The 14,606-nt window shown below is 48.7% G+C and carries 15 protein-coding genes; 1 reads left to right on the top strand and 14 read right to left on the bottom strand.

Annotated features, from left to right (window positions below):
• Window positions 1-3: 3 nt before the first annotated feature.
• From hemH to HP567_RS12070, 7 genes are all read right to left on the bottom strand, one after another.
• Window positions 4-936 carry a ferrochelatase gene (hemH, locus tag HP567_RS12100; protein WP_173608494.1) on the bottom strand — a complete coding sequence of 311 codons (933 nt, stop codon included), beginning with the start codon at window positions 934-936 and terminating at the stop codon, window positions 4-6.
• A gap of 17 nt (window positions 937-953) precedes the next feature.
• Window positions 954-1,991: a uroporphyrinogen decarboxylase gene (hemE, locus tag HP567_RS12095; protein WP_173608495.1), complete on the bottom strand. Its 1,038-nt coding sequence runs from the start codon at window positions 1,989-1,991 to the stop codon at window positions 954-956.
• 138 nt (window positions 1,992-2,129) lie between these two features.
• Window positions 2,130-2,978 (bottom strand): DUF4097 family beta strand repeat-containing protein, encoded by an 849-nt coding sequence (locus HP567_RS12090; RefSeq protein WP_173608496.1) that lies wholly within the window; start codon window positions 2,976-2,978, stop codon window positions 2,130-2,132.
• Window position 2,979: 1 nt separating this feature from the next.
• On the bottom strand, window positions 2,980-3,531 hold the full coding sequence (locus HP567_RS12085; protein ID WP_173608497.1) for an HAAS signaling domain-containing protein: 552 nt from the start codon (window positions 3,529-3,531) through the stop codon (window positions 2,980-2,982).
• Complete coding sequence (locus HP567_RS12080) at window positions 3,518-3,847, bottom strand: PadR family transcriptional regulator (protein ID WP_173608498.1); 330 nt, start codon at window positions 3,845-3,847, stop codon at window positions 3,518-3,520. Before HP567_RS12080 ends, HP567_RS12085 begins: the two co-directional genes overlap by 14 nt.
• Window positions 3,848-3,954: 107 nt before the next feature.
• Window positions 3,955-5,829 (bottom strand): bifunctional metallophosphatase/5'-nucleotidase, encoded by a 1,875-nt coding sequence (locus HP567_RS12075; protein WP_173608499.1) that lies wholly within the window; start codon window positions 5,827-5,829, stop codon window positions 3,955-3,957.
• 88 nt (window positions 5,830-5,917) lie between these two features.
• Window positions 5,918-6,709 carry an alpha/beta fold hydrolase gene (locus HP567_RS12070; RefSeq protein WP_173608500.1) on the bottom strand — a complete coding sequence of 264 codons (792 nt, stop codon included), beginning with the start codon at window positions 6,707-6,709 and terminating at the stop codon, window positions 5,918-5,920.
• Window positions 6,710-6,819: 110 nt separating this feature from the next.
• On the opposite strand from HP567_RS12070, the gene HP567_RS12065 reads away from it, so the two are divergent.
• A complete protein-coding gene (locus tag HP567_RS12065) occupies window positions 6,820-7,497 on the top strand; it encodes an alpha/beta hydrolase (RefSeq protein ID WP_173608501.1) in 678 nt (225 codons plus the stop codon).
• A gap of 53 nt (window positions 7,498-7,550) precedes the next feature.
• Here HP567_RS12065 and HP567_RS12060 read toward each other — a convergent pair whose 3' ends face one another.
• The 7 genes from HP567_RS12060 to hemA form a co-directional block, all read right to left on the bottom strand.
• Window positions 7,551-8,027: a GyrI-like domain-containing protein gene (locus HP567_RS12060; protein WP_173608502.1), complete on the bottom strand. Its 477-nt coding sequence runs from the start codon at window positions 8,025-8,027 to the stop codon at window positions 7,551-7,553.
• Window positions 8,028-8,147: 120 nt separating this feature from the next.
• A complete protein-coding gene (gene hemL, locus HP567_RS12055; protein ID WP_173608503.1) occupies window positions 8,148-9,437 on the bottom strand; it encodes a glutamate-1-semialdehyde 2,1-aminomutase in 1,290 nt (429 codons plus the stop codon).
• Between the two features lie 7 nt (window positions 9,438-9,444).
• Entirely contained in the window at window positions 9,445-10,419 is a 975-nt protein-coding gene (gene hemB / locus HP567_RS12050; RefSeq protein ID WP_064200736.1) for a porphobilinogen synthase, read from the bottom strand.
• Complete coding sequence (locus tag HP567_RS12045; protein WP_173608504.1) at window positions 10,403-11,215, bottom strand: uroporphyrinogen-III synthase; 813 nt, start codon at window positions 11,213-11,215, stop codon at window positions 10,403-10,405. Before HP567_RS12045 ends, hemB begins: the two co-directional genes overlap by 17 nt.
• On the bottom strand, window positions 11,212-12,141 hold the full coding sequence (hemC, locus tag HP567_RS12040) for a hydroxymethylbilane synthase (RefSeq protein ID WP_173608505.1): 930 nt from the start codon (window positions 12,139-12,141) through the stop codon (window positions 11,212-11,214). The genes HP567_RS12045 and hemC overlap by 4 nt, the downstream gene beginning before the upstream one ends.
• Before the next feature lie 24 nt (window positions 12,142-12,165).
• The gene (locus HP567_RS12035; RefSeq protein WP_047072880.1) at window positions 12,166-12,984 is read right to left on the bottom strand and encodes a cytochrome C assembly family protein; all 819 of its coding nucleotides are present in this window, start codon (window positions 12,982-12,984) and stop codon (window positions 12,166-12,168) included.
• Window positions 12,985-13,226: 242 nt separating this feature from the next.
• Window positions 13,227-14,591: a glutamyl-tRNA reductase gene (gene hemA / locus HP567_RS12030; RefSeq protein WP_047072881.1), complete on the bottom strand. Its 1,365-nt coding sequence runs from the start codon at window positions 14,589-14,591 to the stop codon at window positions 13,227-13,229.
• Window positions 14,592-14,606 lie beyond the last annotated feature (15 nt).

The raw sequence follows: 14,606 nt of genomic DNA, 5'->3' as shown, positions 1-14,606 counted from the left end.
CCCCTAATTCGCCAGCTTCTTTCCGACTGCATCTGCCAGACAGGAAATGAACGCAGGTCTGGCGTTAGGCATCGCTGGACGATAGTAATGTACCCCTAGCTCATCTGTAACCGCTTTGCATTCCACATCATTATCAAACAGAACTTCCAAATGCTCTGCAATAAATCCGACAGGACAGTAAACAAATGCTTGGTAGCCTTTTGCTTCGTACAGCTCTCTGGTCAAATCCTGTACATCTGGTCCCAACCAAGGATCGGGTGTATTTCCTGCACTTTGCCATCCAATTGCATAGGAAGTGATCCCCGCTTGCTCGGCAATGAGCTTTGCTGTCTCTTCCAATTGCATTGGGTACGGATCACCTGACTTCAAGATTTTTTCCGGCAGGCTGTGAGCGGAGAATATCACGACTGCTTGTCCACGCTCTTCATCCGTCATCTCGCCAAACGTCGATTGAATGGCATCTGCCCAATATCCAATGAAGCCTGGTTCCAGATACCAGCTCTCAATGCTGTGGATGACAGGTCCACCAATTGCCACGGAATGCTCTTGTGCTCGTCCGTTGTATTCTTTGACGCTGTAACTGGAATAATGAGGCGCCAGAACAAGACTGATCGCTTCGGTAATTCCATCGCGTTTCATTTGCTCTACTGCGTCTTCGACAAACGGAGCGATATGCTTCAAACCAAGGTACCCTACAAATTCACGGTCTGGGTAGCGTTTGTTCATTTCCTGCTCGAGAGCGTGAACCTGCTCATCCGTAATGTCTGCAAATCGATTCAATCCATCTACAGCCTCGTAACGAGCCATCAAATCATCGAGCAATTCTTGTGGTGGCTTGCGACCACGGCGAATGTGCGTATAGTATGGTTCAATCTGTTCAGGACTGCGTGGCGTTCCATACGCCATTAACAAGAGTCCGATCTTCTGCTTTGACATGTAAGCGCCCCTCCTGATTAGACGTCCCTTTTGTAACTATGGATGAACTTCGTCAGTTGTTGCAGCGTTTCTACTTTGGCGTCAGGGAATACGCCGTGGCCTAGGTTGAAAATGAAGCCTGGCTGTTTTGTGCCTTCATCCAAAATTTCCTTCGCCTTCGCTTCGAGCTTCTCCCAAGGTGCCAATAGCAGCGTTGGGTCCAAATTGCCCTGAAGCCTCTTCGTCACACCCATTTCACGAGCAGTTGTAATCGAAGTACGCCAGTCCAGACCAACCACATCAACAGGCAAGCGGTTCCAATCCATCAAAAGATGACCCGCGCCGATACCAAAATAGATCGTTGGCACGCCAGTATCTTTTAGGGCGTTGAAGATCCGCGTCATGACTGGTGTAATGTACTCGCGGTAATCTTCGTCATTCAATGCACCGACCCACGAATCAAATACTTGCACAGCTTGTGCACCTGCTTTAATTTGCGCTTTGAGGTAGATGATAGTCATATCGCCCAGTTTTTCCATCAGCGCCTGCCAAGCAACTGGCTCCGTATACATGAATGCTTTTGTCTTATGATAATGCTTGGAAGGGCCGCCTTCGATCAAATAGCTAGCCAGTGTAAATGGTGCACCCGCGAAACCGATTAATGGAACAGATAATTGCTGACGCAAGATCTTAATGGACTCAAGAATGTACGGCACATGTGTTTCCGGATCGAGCTCAAGCAGACGCTCAACATCCTTCAAGGATTCGATTGGGTTTGCGATTACAGGACCAATACCCGATTCGATATTCACATCCACGCCAATCGGTTTTAGTGGCGTCATGATATCTGCAAACAAGATTGCAGCGTCAACACCCAGTTGCTCAACGGGCAGACGTGTCACTTCCGCGCAAACTTCCGGTATGTAATTCATTTCAAAAAAGCTATGCTTCGCGCGGATGGCGCGGTATTCTGGCTGATAACGCCCCGCCTGACGCATGTACCAAACCGGAACATGCTCTGTCGCTTCACCGCGACATGCTTTCAAAAACGTATCGTTAAAAGTTTTTGCGGTCATGAATAAACCTCGCTTTGCACAATTATGTTTCCTTCAATATGATACCATTCGTCATTCGACAAGTAATGTCTCTTTTGTGTCAAAATCTTTTCGTTTCTTCCGTTTCCAATCCTATCCATCAGTGTTTCCAAACTTCTCCTATTGAATGCGAACATCCCCGGTCGAACTTCTCACAGTCATTTTGGGTCCACCTGATCCAATCGATGCCTTCACCCTGTATTCCTCGTCCTTTTCATAGATGAGGTTCGACCAGGTGGTTGAGATGGAACCTGTATCTGTCGTTACTTCCAACTGTGCTGCAGCAGGCTCCTTGGCCACTGTCACTCGAATATCCCCCGTATCCGTTCGAATGGAAACGTCATGGGTTAGCTCAGGCATTGTCAGTTTATCAATCTCGCCTGTGGAGCTTTCGATTACAACGGCCGAGCGAACATCCTCAAGATTGATATCACCTGTAGCTGTCTGGACGTTAAGTGCTTCTCCTTCATAGCCCGATACGTTCACATCTCCATTGCCGGTGGATATTTTCGTGTTCTTTGCACGCAGCATTCCACTCTTGATATCCCCTGTCATCGTTTCGAGCTGGACGTTCTCATACACTTTTTCTGGCAGGAAGACTTCCAGCTTTACCTTCCCGTTACGAGGATAAAACATATTGACGTGGGGGAGTTCACGCAGTTCTACGAGCAGCGTACCATCTGGTGAGACTACACTCCGAAACTCCAGTCGCTCCTGCTGTTGTTCGGATACTTCCCCGACCATTCGTACGCTCGCTTTTGGTTGCTTGCTTGCCATGATTTCCACATCAGCCGCTTCCGTCAGCAACTCAATCGCTTTTACCTCTTGTTCGATCACGTGCTCTTCATTGACTTGTTTTAACGAAAAGGAGAAATTTTCTTGCTTCGTAAAGAGCCAGATGATTCCACATACACCGATGATGAATAAAAGAAGACTTATGCCAAAGAGTCTTTTCCCTAAATTTCGCATCTCATTTCCCCCTGATCATCTTCACGTTGAACTGGAGATAACGCAAGAACTGACGATACAGCCATTTCGTCAGTCGCAGCAAGCCAATGGCAAACATTCCGCCCAATCCTACGGAAACCATGCTGGAGAACAACAAGAAAAGTCGCTCTTGAGAAGGGGCAGGAATCCCGTAATCCAAGAATATTCCAACTGGCGCAACCAGAAGCGCCGCAGTCATCGCATACAACCCCATCAGTATGCCGATCAGGCCTAGAAATGGCCCCAAAACGAAGACGAGATTGAAAAATCCCAAGCTGATTGTCGCGATAATCGCTCTCGTCATATTCCCTACCGATGCGGTGGACTGAGCTTGATCAATTCGGTAGCCAGCCAAAAGCTCGCGTGCCACTAGCTTCGGACTTCCCAATCCTTCCGCGATTTCGTGCTCCGTCTTCCCTTGATTCATACCCAAGAGAAAATGCTCTGTATAATCGGCAAGAATGTCTAAACGTTCTTTATCGGGCAAAGCGCTAAGCAAAGCATTTAACTCATCCATAAACTCACGCCTTGTCATATTCGAGTCCCTCCTCTATGATCTCATTTACCCCGCGGTTAAATATTCGCCACTCCAAGACGAGGTCATTCATGTATTGACGTCCGCGATTTGTCAGCTGGTAATATTTCCGCGGGGGTCCCTCTTGTGATTCCGCCAAATAGGTCGTAAAAAATCCTTCCTGGGTCAAACGGCGAAGCAAGGGATAAACCGTTCCTTCAGAGATATGGAATTTTTCCGAGATGCTTGCAACCAGTTCGTAGCCGTATCTGTCCTGCTTAGCTGTCAAGACGAGAACACACAGCTCCAGAACCCCTTTTTTAAACTGTACGTTCATCAATATCACCCATGTAAAAGCTTACCAAATCGCTACTATATATTGCAAGGTACTTCATAATAAAAGACGGACAGGGAGGTTTTTCTCCACCCCTGTCCGGTCAAACCTTATTTTACCTCAACAATGCGGTCTTCTACTTTTGGATTGACAGTTTTCCGCTTGATCAGGCCTTCCTCCACAATGCTGTACATGGACAGGCCTGTGTTGAAGAATGGCTTTTTCAAAGATTCGTAACCATCTCCACCTGCTGCCAGGAAGTCAATCGTAGCCAATTTATATGTTTTGGTCAGGTCAAGCGGCTTTTCGCCAACTTTTACTTCTACTACGCGCTCGCCTGCTGGCTTGGATGGGTTGTACGTGAAGCTCATGCCGCTCACTTGCGGGAAACGTCCTGCTCCCTCTTCTACCTTGCTCACGCCGTTTTCGAGGGCTTTCTTCAGCTCTTCGCCTGTTACTTCTACGACTGCCAGTGTATTGTTCTCGAATGGCAGGAGCGTGTACAGACCTTTTTTCGTGATATCGCCTGCTGGCAGCTGTGTACGGATGCCTCCGCCGTTAGCAAGTGCTACATCTGCCTCATAGCCTTTGATGGACTGCGTGCGCTCCAGCATGATATCTGTGATCAGGTTACCGACGTTTGTTTCTTTCGTACGTACCAGTGCACGGTCACCGTCGAGTGGTACTTCGGATTTCGCAATGACAACATTCATGACCGTATCGATCTTGCTCACGATTTCTTTAACCATCTTATCTACATCTGGATCAGCCACAACTGCTTCATCGTACTCTTTCAAACCGCCGCTGAATGCTACCAGTTCTTTTCCGAGGTAGTAGAGGTCAGCGCGTCCGAGTGACTTGCCGTACTCCCAGTCTTGTACGATGTATGTGCCGTTTACGAGTTCAGGTTCTTTCAGCGGAGTATGGGAGTGACCACCAACGATCAGGTCAATGCCAGGAACGTTTTTCGCGATTTCACGGTCTACGTTCACTCCGATATGGGAAACAACAATCACGTGATCTACTTCTTTTTTCAGCTCAGGTACAAGTACTTTCGCCACTTCTACCGGGTTTTTGAATGTCAGCCCTTTTACGTTGTCAGGGTGAGTCAATACAGGGGTATCTTCCGCTACGAAACCAACAAAGGCGAATTTCTTTCCGCCAATCTCTGCTTTGAAAACAGGCGGCAGCAATTCTTTTCCATCTGACTTGAATACGTTAGCTGAGATAACTGGATGCTCGAGCATATCACGCAGCTTGAGCAATTGCTCATAACCGAAGTCAAACTCGTGGTTACCTGTTGCCATTACGTTGTAGTCAAGGCTGTTGAGGATCGGAACAACAGATTCGCCTTTGAATTGGTTCACGAAAACGGTACCTTGGAAGGTATCACCAGCATCCAAGAGCAAGAAGTTTTCGTTCTCTGCACGCCATTCCTTGAGCAAGGTTGCGATTTTGGCAAAGCCGAATTCTTTTTGGTTCTTGTCTTCTTGAATATGACCGTGTGTATCGTTGGTGTGTGCAATCGTTACATGCGTGGTAGCCGCATCACCCAATGCTTGGAAAAACTCGCCGCGCGTTACAGTCGCCTTGTTTTCGAGCTTCACTTTGTAGCCCAGTTTGTCAGCCATTTGTGTAAGCTTGGCAGATGTTACCGCTTGCGCAGGGTTTTTATAATCTTCTTGTGTGAGAGCACCTTGGCTCTTCGCCCAGTCGAAGTAAGGAGTGGACCAATGAGCACCTTTAGCGGCAGCTCCCACTTTTGCCACTTTCAATTTAGAGAAAACAACAGTAGCTTCGGCGAGAGTCACGGCACGATCCAAAGCAAGATCGCCATTTTGACCCGCTGATACAATTGCCTTTTTTACCATCCAGTCAACGTGCTGTACGGGATGCAAAGGTGCTGCAAATGCTGAGGAAGACATCAGCGATGCAAATACGATAGATGCAAACGCCGTCATCGTAATCCGACGTGCCTTTTTCATGATAATTTCCCCTCTCGTCTATGTATAAATAAATAGGATAACGTTTTCATTATAGCAAAATTTGCTAGGACTATGGTGTGATATTTGTTTACTTTCTGTTTAGAAAGCTCTTGAAGGCTTCTGCCATTTTCTCTGGTGCCTCTACCATGCCCATATGCCCTGCATCGGGCAGCAACACTTGCTCGACGTTATTTTTATCTACTGTAAAAGTTTTTTCAGCAGGAATGATCTGGTCCTCTGATCCTGCGACTAATAGCACAGGCAAAGTTGTTTCTTGCAGCACATGATTGCGATCCGCTCGATCACGCATGGCGATTAATGTTTGAATAGCTCCAACCGGGCTTGTCGCAAAGCCAATCTCTTTTGCCAGCTGGACTTCTTCTCTCATCGTGTCGATATGGGAAGGTGCGAACAGCTTCGGTATGAGCGCTTTGATAAACGGCTCCATTCCATTTTGGCGGATGTTGTCTGCGCCTTTATCCCGATTGGCCTTTGCAGCGTCGTCATCCGGATATGGCGTCGAATGAATCAAACCAAAGCTCGCCAGCTTGTCCGCGTATTGATTGGCAAATGCCAAGGTCACATAGCCACCGAGCGAATGTCCAAACAGATGAATCTTCGCTACCCCCAGCTCATCTACAAACAAAGACAGATCGTCTGCAAAGCGCTCCATCGAATACGGTTCATCAGGGGCCGTGCTATCTCCATGACCACGCAAATCGATCGCAATGACACGATGCGTTTTTGACAGGAGTGGCATTAGTTTGTGCCAGTAAGATGAGCTCCCGCAAAAGCCGTGGATCAAAACAAGCGACTCCCCCGTTCCTTCTTCTACGTAAGCTATTTTGATGCCGTTACTCAGTTGGACTTCCTTTTTCATCGAATCATTCTCCTTTATCGTTTGTTTACTTCTTGTCAACAAATGCTACTAGCCCTTACGATTGGAAAATACCCCTGTTCCGAAGAACATGAAAGAGGTGCAGCTAGTAGATGGTATACCCAAAAACAGGTTCCGTGATCGTCAGGGACGGCAGAGAAATGACGTACACGCACATTCAGGCAAATCAGACGCCATCTCGCTCCGTCTGTTTTTTCTTTCCCGGAGCCAGCTATTCGTTCGACAGACCTTATCTGTATTATTCTACCATGATTTTTTTGAGCAAACAGATCGATCTCGTCCATGTACACGCAGAGTATGGACGAGACAATACGGATTTTTGGAATTGCTCATTCGCCAAACGAAGTGCTTGGATCAGCGAAGAGATGCAAATGGTTGTCTCACATGTGCTGGATGCTCATGAGTATGAACGAGTTTTCTTCCTCGGGAAGTCACTCGGTACGGTGCCGATTACATGTGAATTGCTCAAGGAATCTCGTTTTGCCCGTTCATCAGCTATCCTGTTGACGCCATTGCTGACTGAGGATGTGGTCCATACTGAATTGCTGACTCTTGCCCAACAGGTATTTCTCGTCTCAGGCACTGCCGATCATTACTACAACCAGGGTGTGGTTGATCAGCTTGCCGCATCCAAACCAAACATCCAGCTCCATCTCCCGCAAAACGCCAAGCACTCCCTCGATGTCGATCTCTCCATCGATGATTCTCTTCAAGTGCTTCAGTCTGTCATGGGTGAACTATCACGCTTCTTGGACAAGCAAATGGATTGACATCAAAAACAACACCTCTTGCTCGTGCAAAGTAGGTGTTGTTTTCTTGTTTTTTACCGAAGCGGGATAAAAATTTCATACGCATTGTCGACGCAAGCAGACTGATGCACAGAGGGAATGTACCGCTGGTCGTAGCGCTCCATGCGAAGGGCTTGGTCGTCCACTTGATGGCCATTCTCGTTGAGCCAGCCAAACAGACTGTGGTATGTGTTTTGGACCTGTTCCATCGGTCCTGTGTGGGTAAAGCGAGCGTATGTCTTCGCAGGAATCGTAAACCCTACCATGCCCTCAGGGATCTGCTCAAAACGCTCGACTTCCACCACAATGTACTCGGTATACATTTGGTACGTCCGATTCTCGTTGCTGATGTCGTAACGAACATCTGGTGAAATCACGAAAGGAATCTCATCCTGACGCTTCAAAAAAGTCTCCCACAGTTTGGGCATGTATTCGACAAGCATCGGAAAAGAACCGGAGAAGCTAAGTCCAATCAGATGTTTTTGCGGTACGTGAACAATCGTCCCTTCCATCTTTCCACCTCACTCATCTGCATTTTCCTTCGTATTTTGACAGGGGGTGGAAAAATCCTGCAAAAAATCAAAAAAAGCACTTCCTGCATCAGCAAGGAAGTGCTTTCTTCTTTTGATTCTTTATTCAAACGCTTTTTTCATCGCTTTGTAGCTTGCTTCAATCGTCCGTTCGATATCTTCATCCGTATGAGCCAAGGAAACGAACATACCCTCAAACTGGGACGGCGGGATCATGATGCCTTCCTCGAGCAGATAGCTAAAGTACGCCGAGAAACGCTCCAGATCGGATGTTTTCGCTGTTTCATAGTTGATAACCGGCGTCTCTGTGAAGAACAGGCAAACCATGGAGCCTACGCGATTGAGCGTGTGCGGGATGCCCAGCTTCTTGGCATTATCAGCCAAGCCTTCAGCCAAACGAGCGGACATCTTCTCCAAGCGCTCGTAAGCGCCTGGTTTGCTGAGCTCTTGCAAGGTAGTCAAGCCAGCAGCCATTGCCAAAGGATTTCCTGACAGCGTACCTGCCTGATAGATTGGTCCTGCTGGAGCCACTTGCTGCATGATCTCCCGTTTGCCACCGTATGCACCTACTGGCAAGCCACCACCGATGACTTTCCCCATCGTTGTCAGATCCGGAGTAATGCCGTACAGCTCTTGTGCACCGCCTAATGCTACACGGAAGCCAGTCATGACTTCATCGAAAATGAGCAGTGTCCCATGTTTCTCCGTAATTTCACGCAGTCCTTCGAGGAAGCCCGGTTGTGGAGGAACAACCCCCATGTTGCCACCGATTGGCTCCACAATAACTGCTGCCAGATCATCGCCAAACGTTTCAAATGCCAGTTTGACGCTTTCGAGATCATTGTAAGGAACCGTAATCGTGTTGTGTGCTGTTCCTTCTGGTACCCCTGGGCTGTCTGGCAGTCCAAGTGTAGCCACACCGGAACCAGCTTTGATCAACAGGCTGTCGGCATGTCCATGGTAGCAGCCTTCGAACTTCATGATTTTGTTGCGTCTGGTATAGCCACGCGCGAGGCGCAGAGCGCTCATCGTCGCCTCTGTACCGGAGTTCACCATGCGCACCACTTCCACAGATGGCACGATCTCACAAACGAGCTTTGCCATTTCGGTTTCCCGCTCAGTGGGTGCGCCGAAGCTGGTTCCAAGTGCAGCTACTTCCGTAATCGCTGCAAGGACACGCGGATGCGCATGACCCAAGATCAATGGACCCCACGAGCCGATGTAGTCAATATAGCTGTTTCCATCGACATCAAAAATGCGGGAGCCTTCTCCTTTTGCGATGTAAACAGGATTGCCTCCAACGCTTTTAAAGGCACGAACCGGACTGTTAACTCCGCCTGGTATGTAATGCTGTGCTTCTGCAAATAACTGAGTAGATTTTTCTCTATTCATCTCGTGCTCACCTCGCCAGCCATTTTGCAACATCTTTTGCATGGTACGTAATGATCATATCCGCACCTGCGCGCTTGAAGCCAACCAATGTTTCCATAACGATACGCTCTTCATCGATCCAGCCATTCAAAGCTGCCGCTTTTACCATGGAATACTCTGCACTCACATTGTAAGCCACGATTGGCAGGTTGAAGTTCTCACGCAGACGAAGAACCATGTCCATGAAGGCAAGACCTGGCTTCACGATCAAGAAGTCCGCGCCTTCTTTTACATCGGAAGCTGCCTCGCGCAGACCTTCTCGTGCATTGGCTGCGTCCATTTGGTAGCTTTTGCGATCACCGAATTGTGGAGTAGAGCCTGCCGCATCGCGGAATGGCCCGTAGAAGGCAGAAGCGTATTTCACCGCATAGGACATGATCGGAATGTGCTCAAAACCAGCCTCGTCCAAAGCTTCACGGATTGCAATCACGAAACCGTCCATCATGTTGGAAGGTGCAATAATATCTGCTCCAGCTTTTGCTTGGGAAACAGCGGTCTGACCCAAAAGCTTCAATGTTTCGTCATTCACGACTTCTCCTTCGTGAATGACACCACAGTGACCATGATCGGTGTATTCACACAGGCATGTATCTGCAATCACGATCATTTCCGGATGGGCTTCCTTGATCAGACGCATCGCCTGTTGGGTAATCGCATCATCATTGTACGCCTCTGTTCCGCATGCGTCTTTATGCGTCGGTACCCCAAACATCAAAACAGCCTGAATGCCGAGAGCTACGATTTCCTTCATTTCTTCGGCCAGCGTGTCCAAGGAGAGCTGATACACGCCTGGCATGGACGGAATCTCATTCTTAATACCGGTTCCTTCCACTACGAACAACGGATAAATCAAGTCTTCCACCCGTACGTGGTTCTCCCGCACCAGATTGCGCATAGCCGCGCTTTTGCGAAGACGGCGATGACGGTCAAATGTTTGTGCCATGTCGATTCCCTCCCAGATTCTCTATGATAGCTGCTAGTAGTCCTTCCACGGTGTACTCACTCGCTACCACATGAACAGAAAGCCCGTTTTGCTTTGCGGTGTCTGCCGTTATTGGTCCGATACAGGCTATCTGAACATGCTTGAGCCAGTCTAACGATGCATAAAGCTCCATCGCTGCCATGAAATGTGTCACCGTTGAAGAACTGGTAAACAAGATGATATCGATGAGTCCTTGCTGGAGCTTTTCCGCTGCGTCTGGAGCCTGCTCTGCATCGATGACAGTGTGATACACGTCTACCTCTGTCACAGCAAGTCCCAAGCGAGCCAACTCCTTCGGCAGTGCCTTGCGGGCAATATCTGCACGAGGCAGCAGAACGCGCTGACCAGAAAGCAACTGATCATACAAGCTCGACAGCAAGCCCTCCGCCACGTAATCAGACGGGATGACAGCTACTTCGAGCCCGTGATGCTCAAGTGCCTTGGCCGTCTTCGGACCGACTGCTGCAATTTTGCCAGTGAATGCTTCAAGGCCTACCCCGACCTCGCGCATGCGCTCCAAGAAGAAGCGTACACCATTCACACTTGTGAAGACCACCCAGTCGTATGTTGGCAACTGGGTGATGGCTTCATCGAGCTTGGCAGTGTCCGTCGGCGGCATCATTTTTAACAGGGGAAATGCATACGCTTCTCCACCCAACCGCTCGATATGTTCAACGAGCTCGCGAACTTGACTTCTTGCCCGCGTGACCATGATGCACTTGCCAGTCAGCGGCTTGTGCGATCCGTGGACAATCATTGCTCATTCTCCCGCAATACTTGCGCAAGTACGTCTCCCGCTCCTTGCGCCAGAAGAGCTTCCGCCACTTGAATGCCAAGCGCTAACGGATCCTGGCCAGTCGCCGTGTTTTTGAACATTTGTTTTCCATCAGGGGAGCCAACCATTCCGGTCAACGTAATTTCATTGTTCTCTCCAACTGTCGCGTATGCGCCAATCGGTACCTGACAGCCTCCTTGGAGCTTGTGCAGGAAGCTCCGCTCTGCTGTTACCGCCAAGCGTGTCGGTGCGTCATCAAACTGCTTCAAGAGAGCGAGTGTCTTCTCATCGTCTGCACGGCATTCGATGGCAAGCGCACCCTGACCGACTGCTGGCAAGCTGATTTCAACAGGCAGGAACTGCGAGATTTCGCCTTCAAAATTCACGCGCTCAAGTCCAGCCGCAGCAAGGATAATCGCATCAAAATTACCTTCCGCAAGCTTGCGTATGCGCGTATCAATATTTCCACGCAGAGATTCGATCTGAATGTCAGGGCGATGTGCGAGAATTTGTGCAGAACGGCGCAAGCTACTGGTCCCTACCAAAGCTCCTTGGGGCAATTCATCCAACGTCTTGCCGTCCTTGGAAAGCAGAACATCCCGAGGATCAACACGCTTCGGAATCGCGCCGATTACCAAGCCCTCTGGCAATTCAGCCGGCATATCCTTCAAGCTGTGTACGGCAAAATCGGTTTCCTTATCGAACAAGGATTGCTCGATTTCTTTGACAAACAATCCTTTTCCGCCTACTTTGGACAAGGTCACATCGAGAATTCGATCGCCTTTTGTTACGATTTCATGCAATTCAAAATCAGCTTCAGGTGCGAACCCCTTCAGTTTATCTACGACCCAATTCGTTTGGGTGAGCGCCAATTTGCTGCGACGCGTTCCCACTTTCCATTTTCCCATGACAGCCTCCTTGATGAACAGCTCCTACCACCAGTCGTGAAATGTAGAAGTAGTGAAGCCCAAAAAATTGATAAGCAGTAACAAAAACGCCAGGACGTTCCACTGCGCGAGTCTGCGCATCTGCATCGTATCCCGATAGCGTTGGTACAGCCACAACGAATAAATCGCAACGACGAGCACGGAGAGCACTACTTTAGAATCTAGCAGAAATTTCTCCGGCAAAACCATTTTACCCCAAATGATCCCTAATACAATCGAAAGCAAGAGCATTGGCACGCCGAGCATGTTCATTCGGTACGCGTAGCCTTCCAATTGATCGAGGCTTGGCAAACGCCTGAGCAACGGCGACCACCGTCTTCCCTTGAGCATTTTGTGCTGAAGCAAGTACATGGCCGAGAAGATCATGGAGAGCGAGAACGCCCCGTAGCTGAACATGGCCAGTGTCACATGCGTCAGCAATAGCTCAGAGGTCAAAATGCTCGATACAGCCTCAATCGGCGTTTCCGGCAAAAACATCGACATGACGAGCACGACGAACCCGATAATATTAGTAAAAAAAACCAGCAAATCAATCCGAAAAAAATAGTGAATGGCAAGCGACAAGCCTACCAGCACCCATGAATAAAAAAAGAGCGTCTCAAACAGCGTAATGACTGGAAAATACCCCTTCATGACTGCTTGCGAGACAAAAAATGCGGTTTGCAAGGCCCAAACGACAACAAGCAACCCGAAAGCCAGACGATTGACTTTCCGGTTGCTTTGCAAGAAGTCGTTAAAATAGAAGAGAACACTTGCAGCGTAGAGAAAGATCGTCAAGTCGTAGATCCATCTCACCTCGGCCATGCACTCTCTCCCCCACTTTCCCAATCGGTTTCTAACAGTGCGTGTTCAAAAAGTCGGCTTTTTAGCACCGAGAAGATGGCGAGAACCGAACGAAGGAGGAGCGCAGTGTAGGTAATCTACATGAGCACCGGACTTCGGAGGTGAACGCCATATTCGATGTCGAATTAGCTTTCGGAGCTACTTCGTGATCAAAAGACGACTTTTTGAACAACCTCTAGTAGCAGATAGATTGTCAGGTCAGCTTAGTCAGGGAACCGGGAAGCCAATACCTGTTCCCGAGAAGAAGATGTCTGTTTATTTTTATCGTTAGCCCAGATTGCTTCCTGTTCTTTTCGCTCCAGGATCTCCTCCAACGCAAACATTTTCTCGAAAATATCCAGTACTTCTTCCCCATCTTTGGTCGCTGCCATTTCCTTTAAACGCACGACCGGATCGTGCAACAGTTGATTGACAATGCCCTTGGTTGTCTTGCGGATGATGTGCATCTCCCGCTCAGACAGATTCGGCAGCTTGTTTTCGATTTTTCGCATCGCTTCGCTTTGGATCGTGTTTGCCTTGTCACGCAGTGCAGCGATCAGTGGCGCCACGCCAAGCGTCTGGTACCAGGTCGTGAATGCCACGATCTCTTCTTGAATCATGACATCCAGACGTTCCGCTTCACGAGAACGTTCCGCAACATTACTCGCAACGATTCCTTCCAGATCGTCAATATCATATAAAAATACGTTATCAAGATCATGCAAGTCTGGATTCAGGTCGCGAGGAACTGCGATATCCACCATGAACAACGGACGATGCTTCCGTTGTTTCATGATCGGAGCCAGTTCTTTTTTTCCGAGGACATAACCTGTCGCTCCGGTCGAGCTGATGACGATGTCTGCTGTGAGCAGTGCCTCTGGCAACTGCTCCATCGTACAGGAGTCACCCTTGAACTTTTCTGCCAAAAGCTGCGCTCGTTCCAATGTACGATTCGCTACCATGACGCGTTCCGATCCATTTGCGTGCAGGTGCTTGGCGGTCAGTTCGCTCATTTTGCCTGCTCCGACGATCAGAACAGACTTCCCTGCGAAGGAACCGAATATCTTTTTGCCCAGTTCGACAGCAGCGTAGCTGACAGAAACCGCATTTTGTCCAATCGCTGTCTCTGTATGGGCACGCTTGGCGAACGTAATCGCTTGCTTGAATAAGGTGTTGAAGACAGTTCCTGTCGTTTGACGCTCCTGCGCCAACAGGAACGCATCCCGGACTTGTCCGAGGATTTGTGTTTCTCCCATTACCATCGAATCAAGACCGGAAGAGACGCGGAACAAGTGCTCGATTGCTTGTTCGTTCTCTTTTATATAGAGATGATCCTTAAATTGTTCTTTCTCCACGCCGAACCATTCAGCCAAAAAACGGCGGGTATAGTCTCGGCCAATATTCGCCTGATCGCAAACGACGTAAATTTCCGTCCGATTGCACGTCCCCAGGATGATACATTCTGCGATACTCTTCGTCTGGGAGAGAAGATGAAGAGCGCGTGCTGTCCCGTCGTCGCTGAATGTAAACTTTTCGCGAATTTCGACAGGAGCTGTTTTATAGTTTAGACCCAGCAAAAGAATATCCATAATGTCCTCCCAGAA

The organism is Brevibacillus sp. M2.1A (genome assembly GCF_013284355.2).
Lineage (GTDB): Bacteria > Bacillota > Bacilli > Brevibacillales > Brevibacillaceae > Brevibacillus.
The sequence above is the reverse complement of the archived record's forward strand: the minus strand, read 5'-3'. Positions and strand labels throughout refer to the sequence as shown.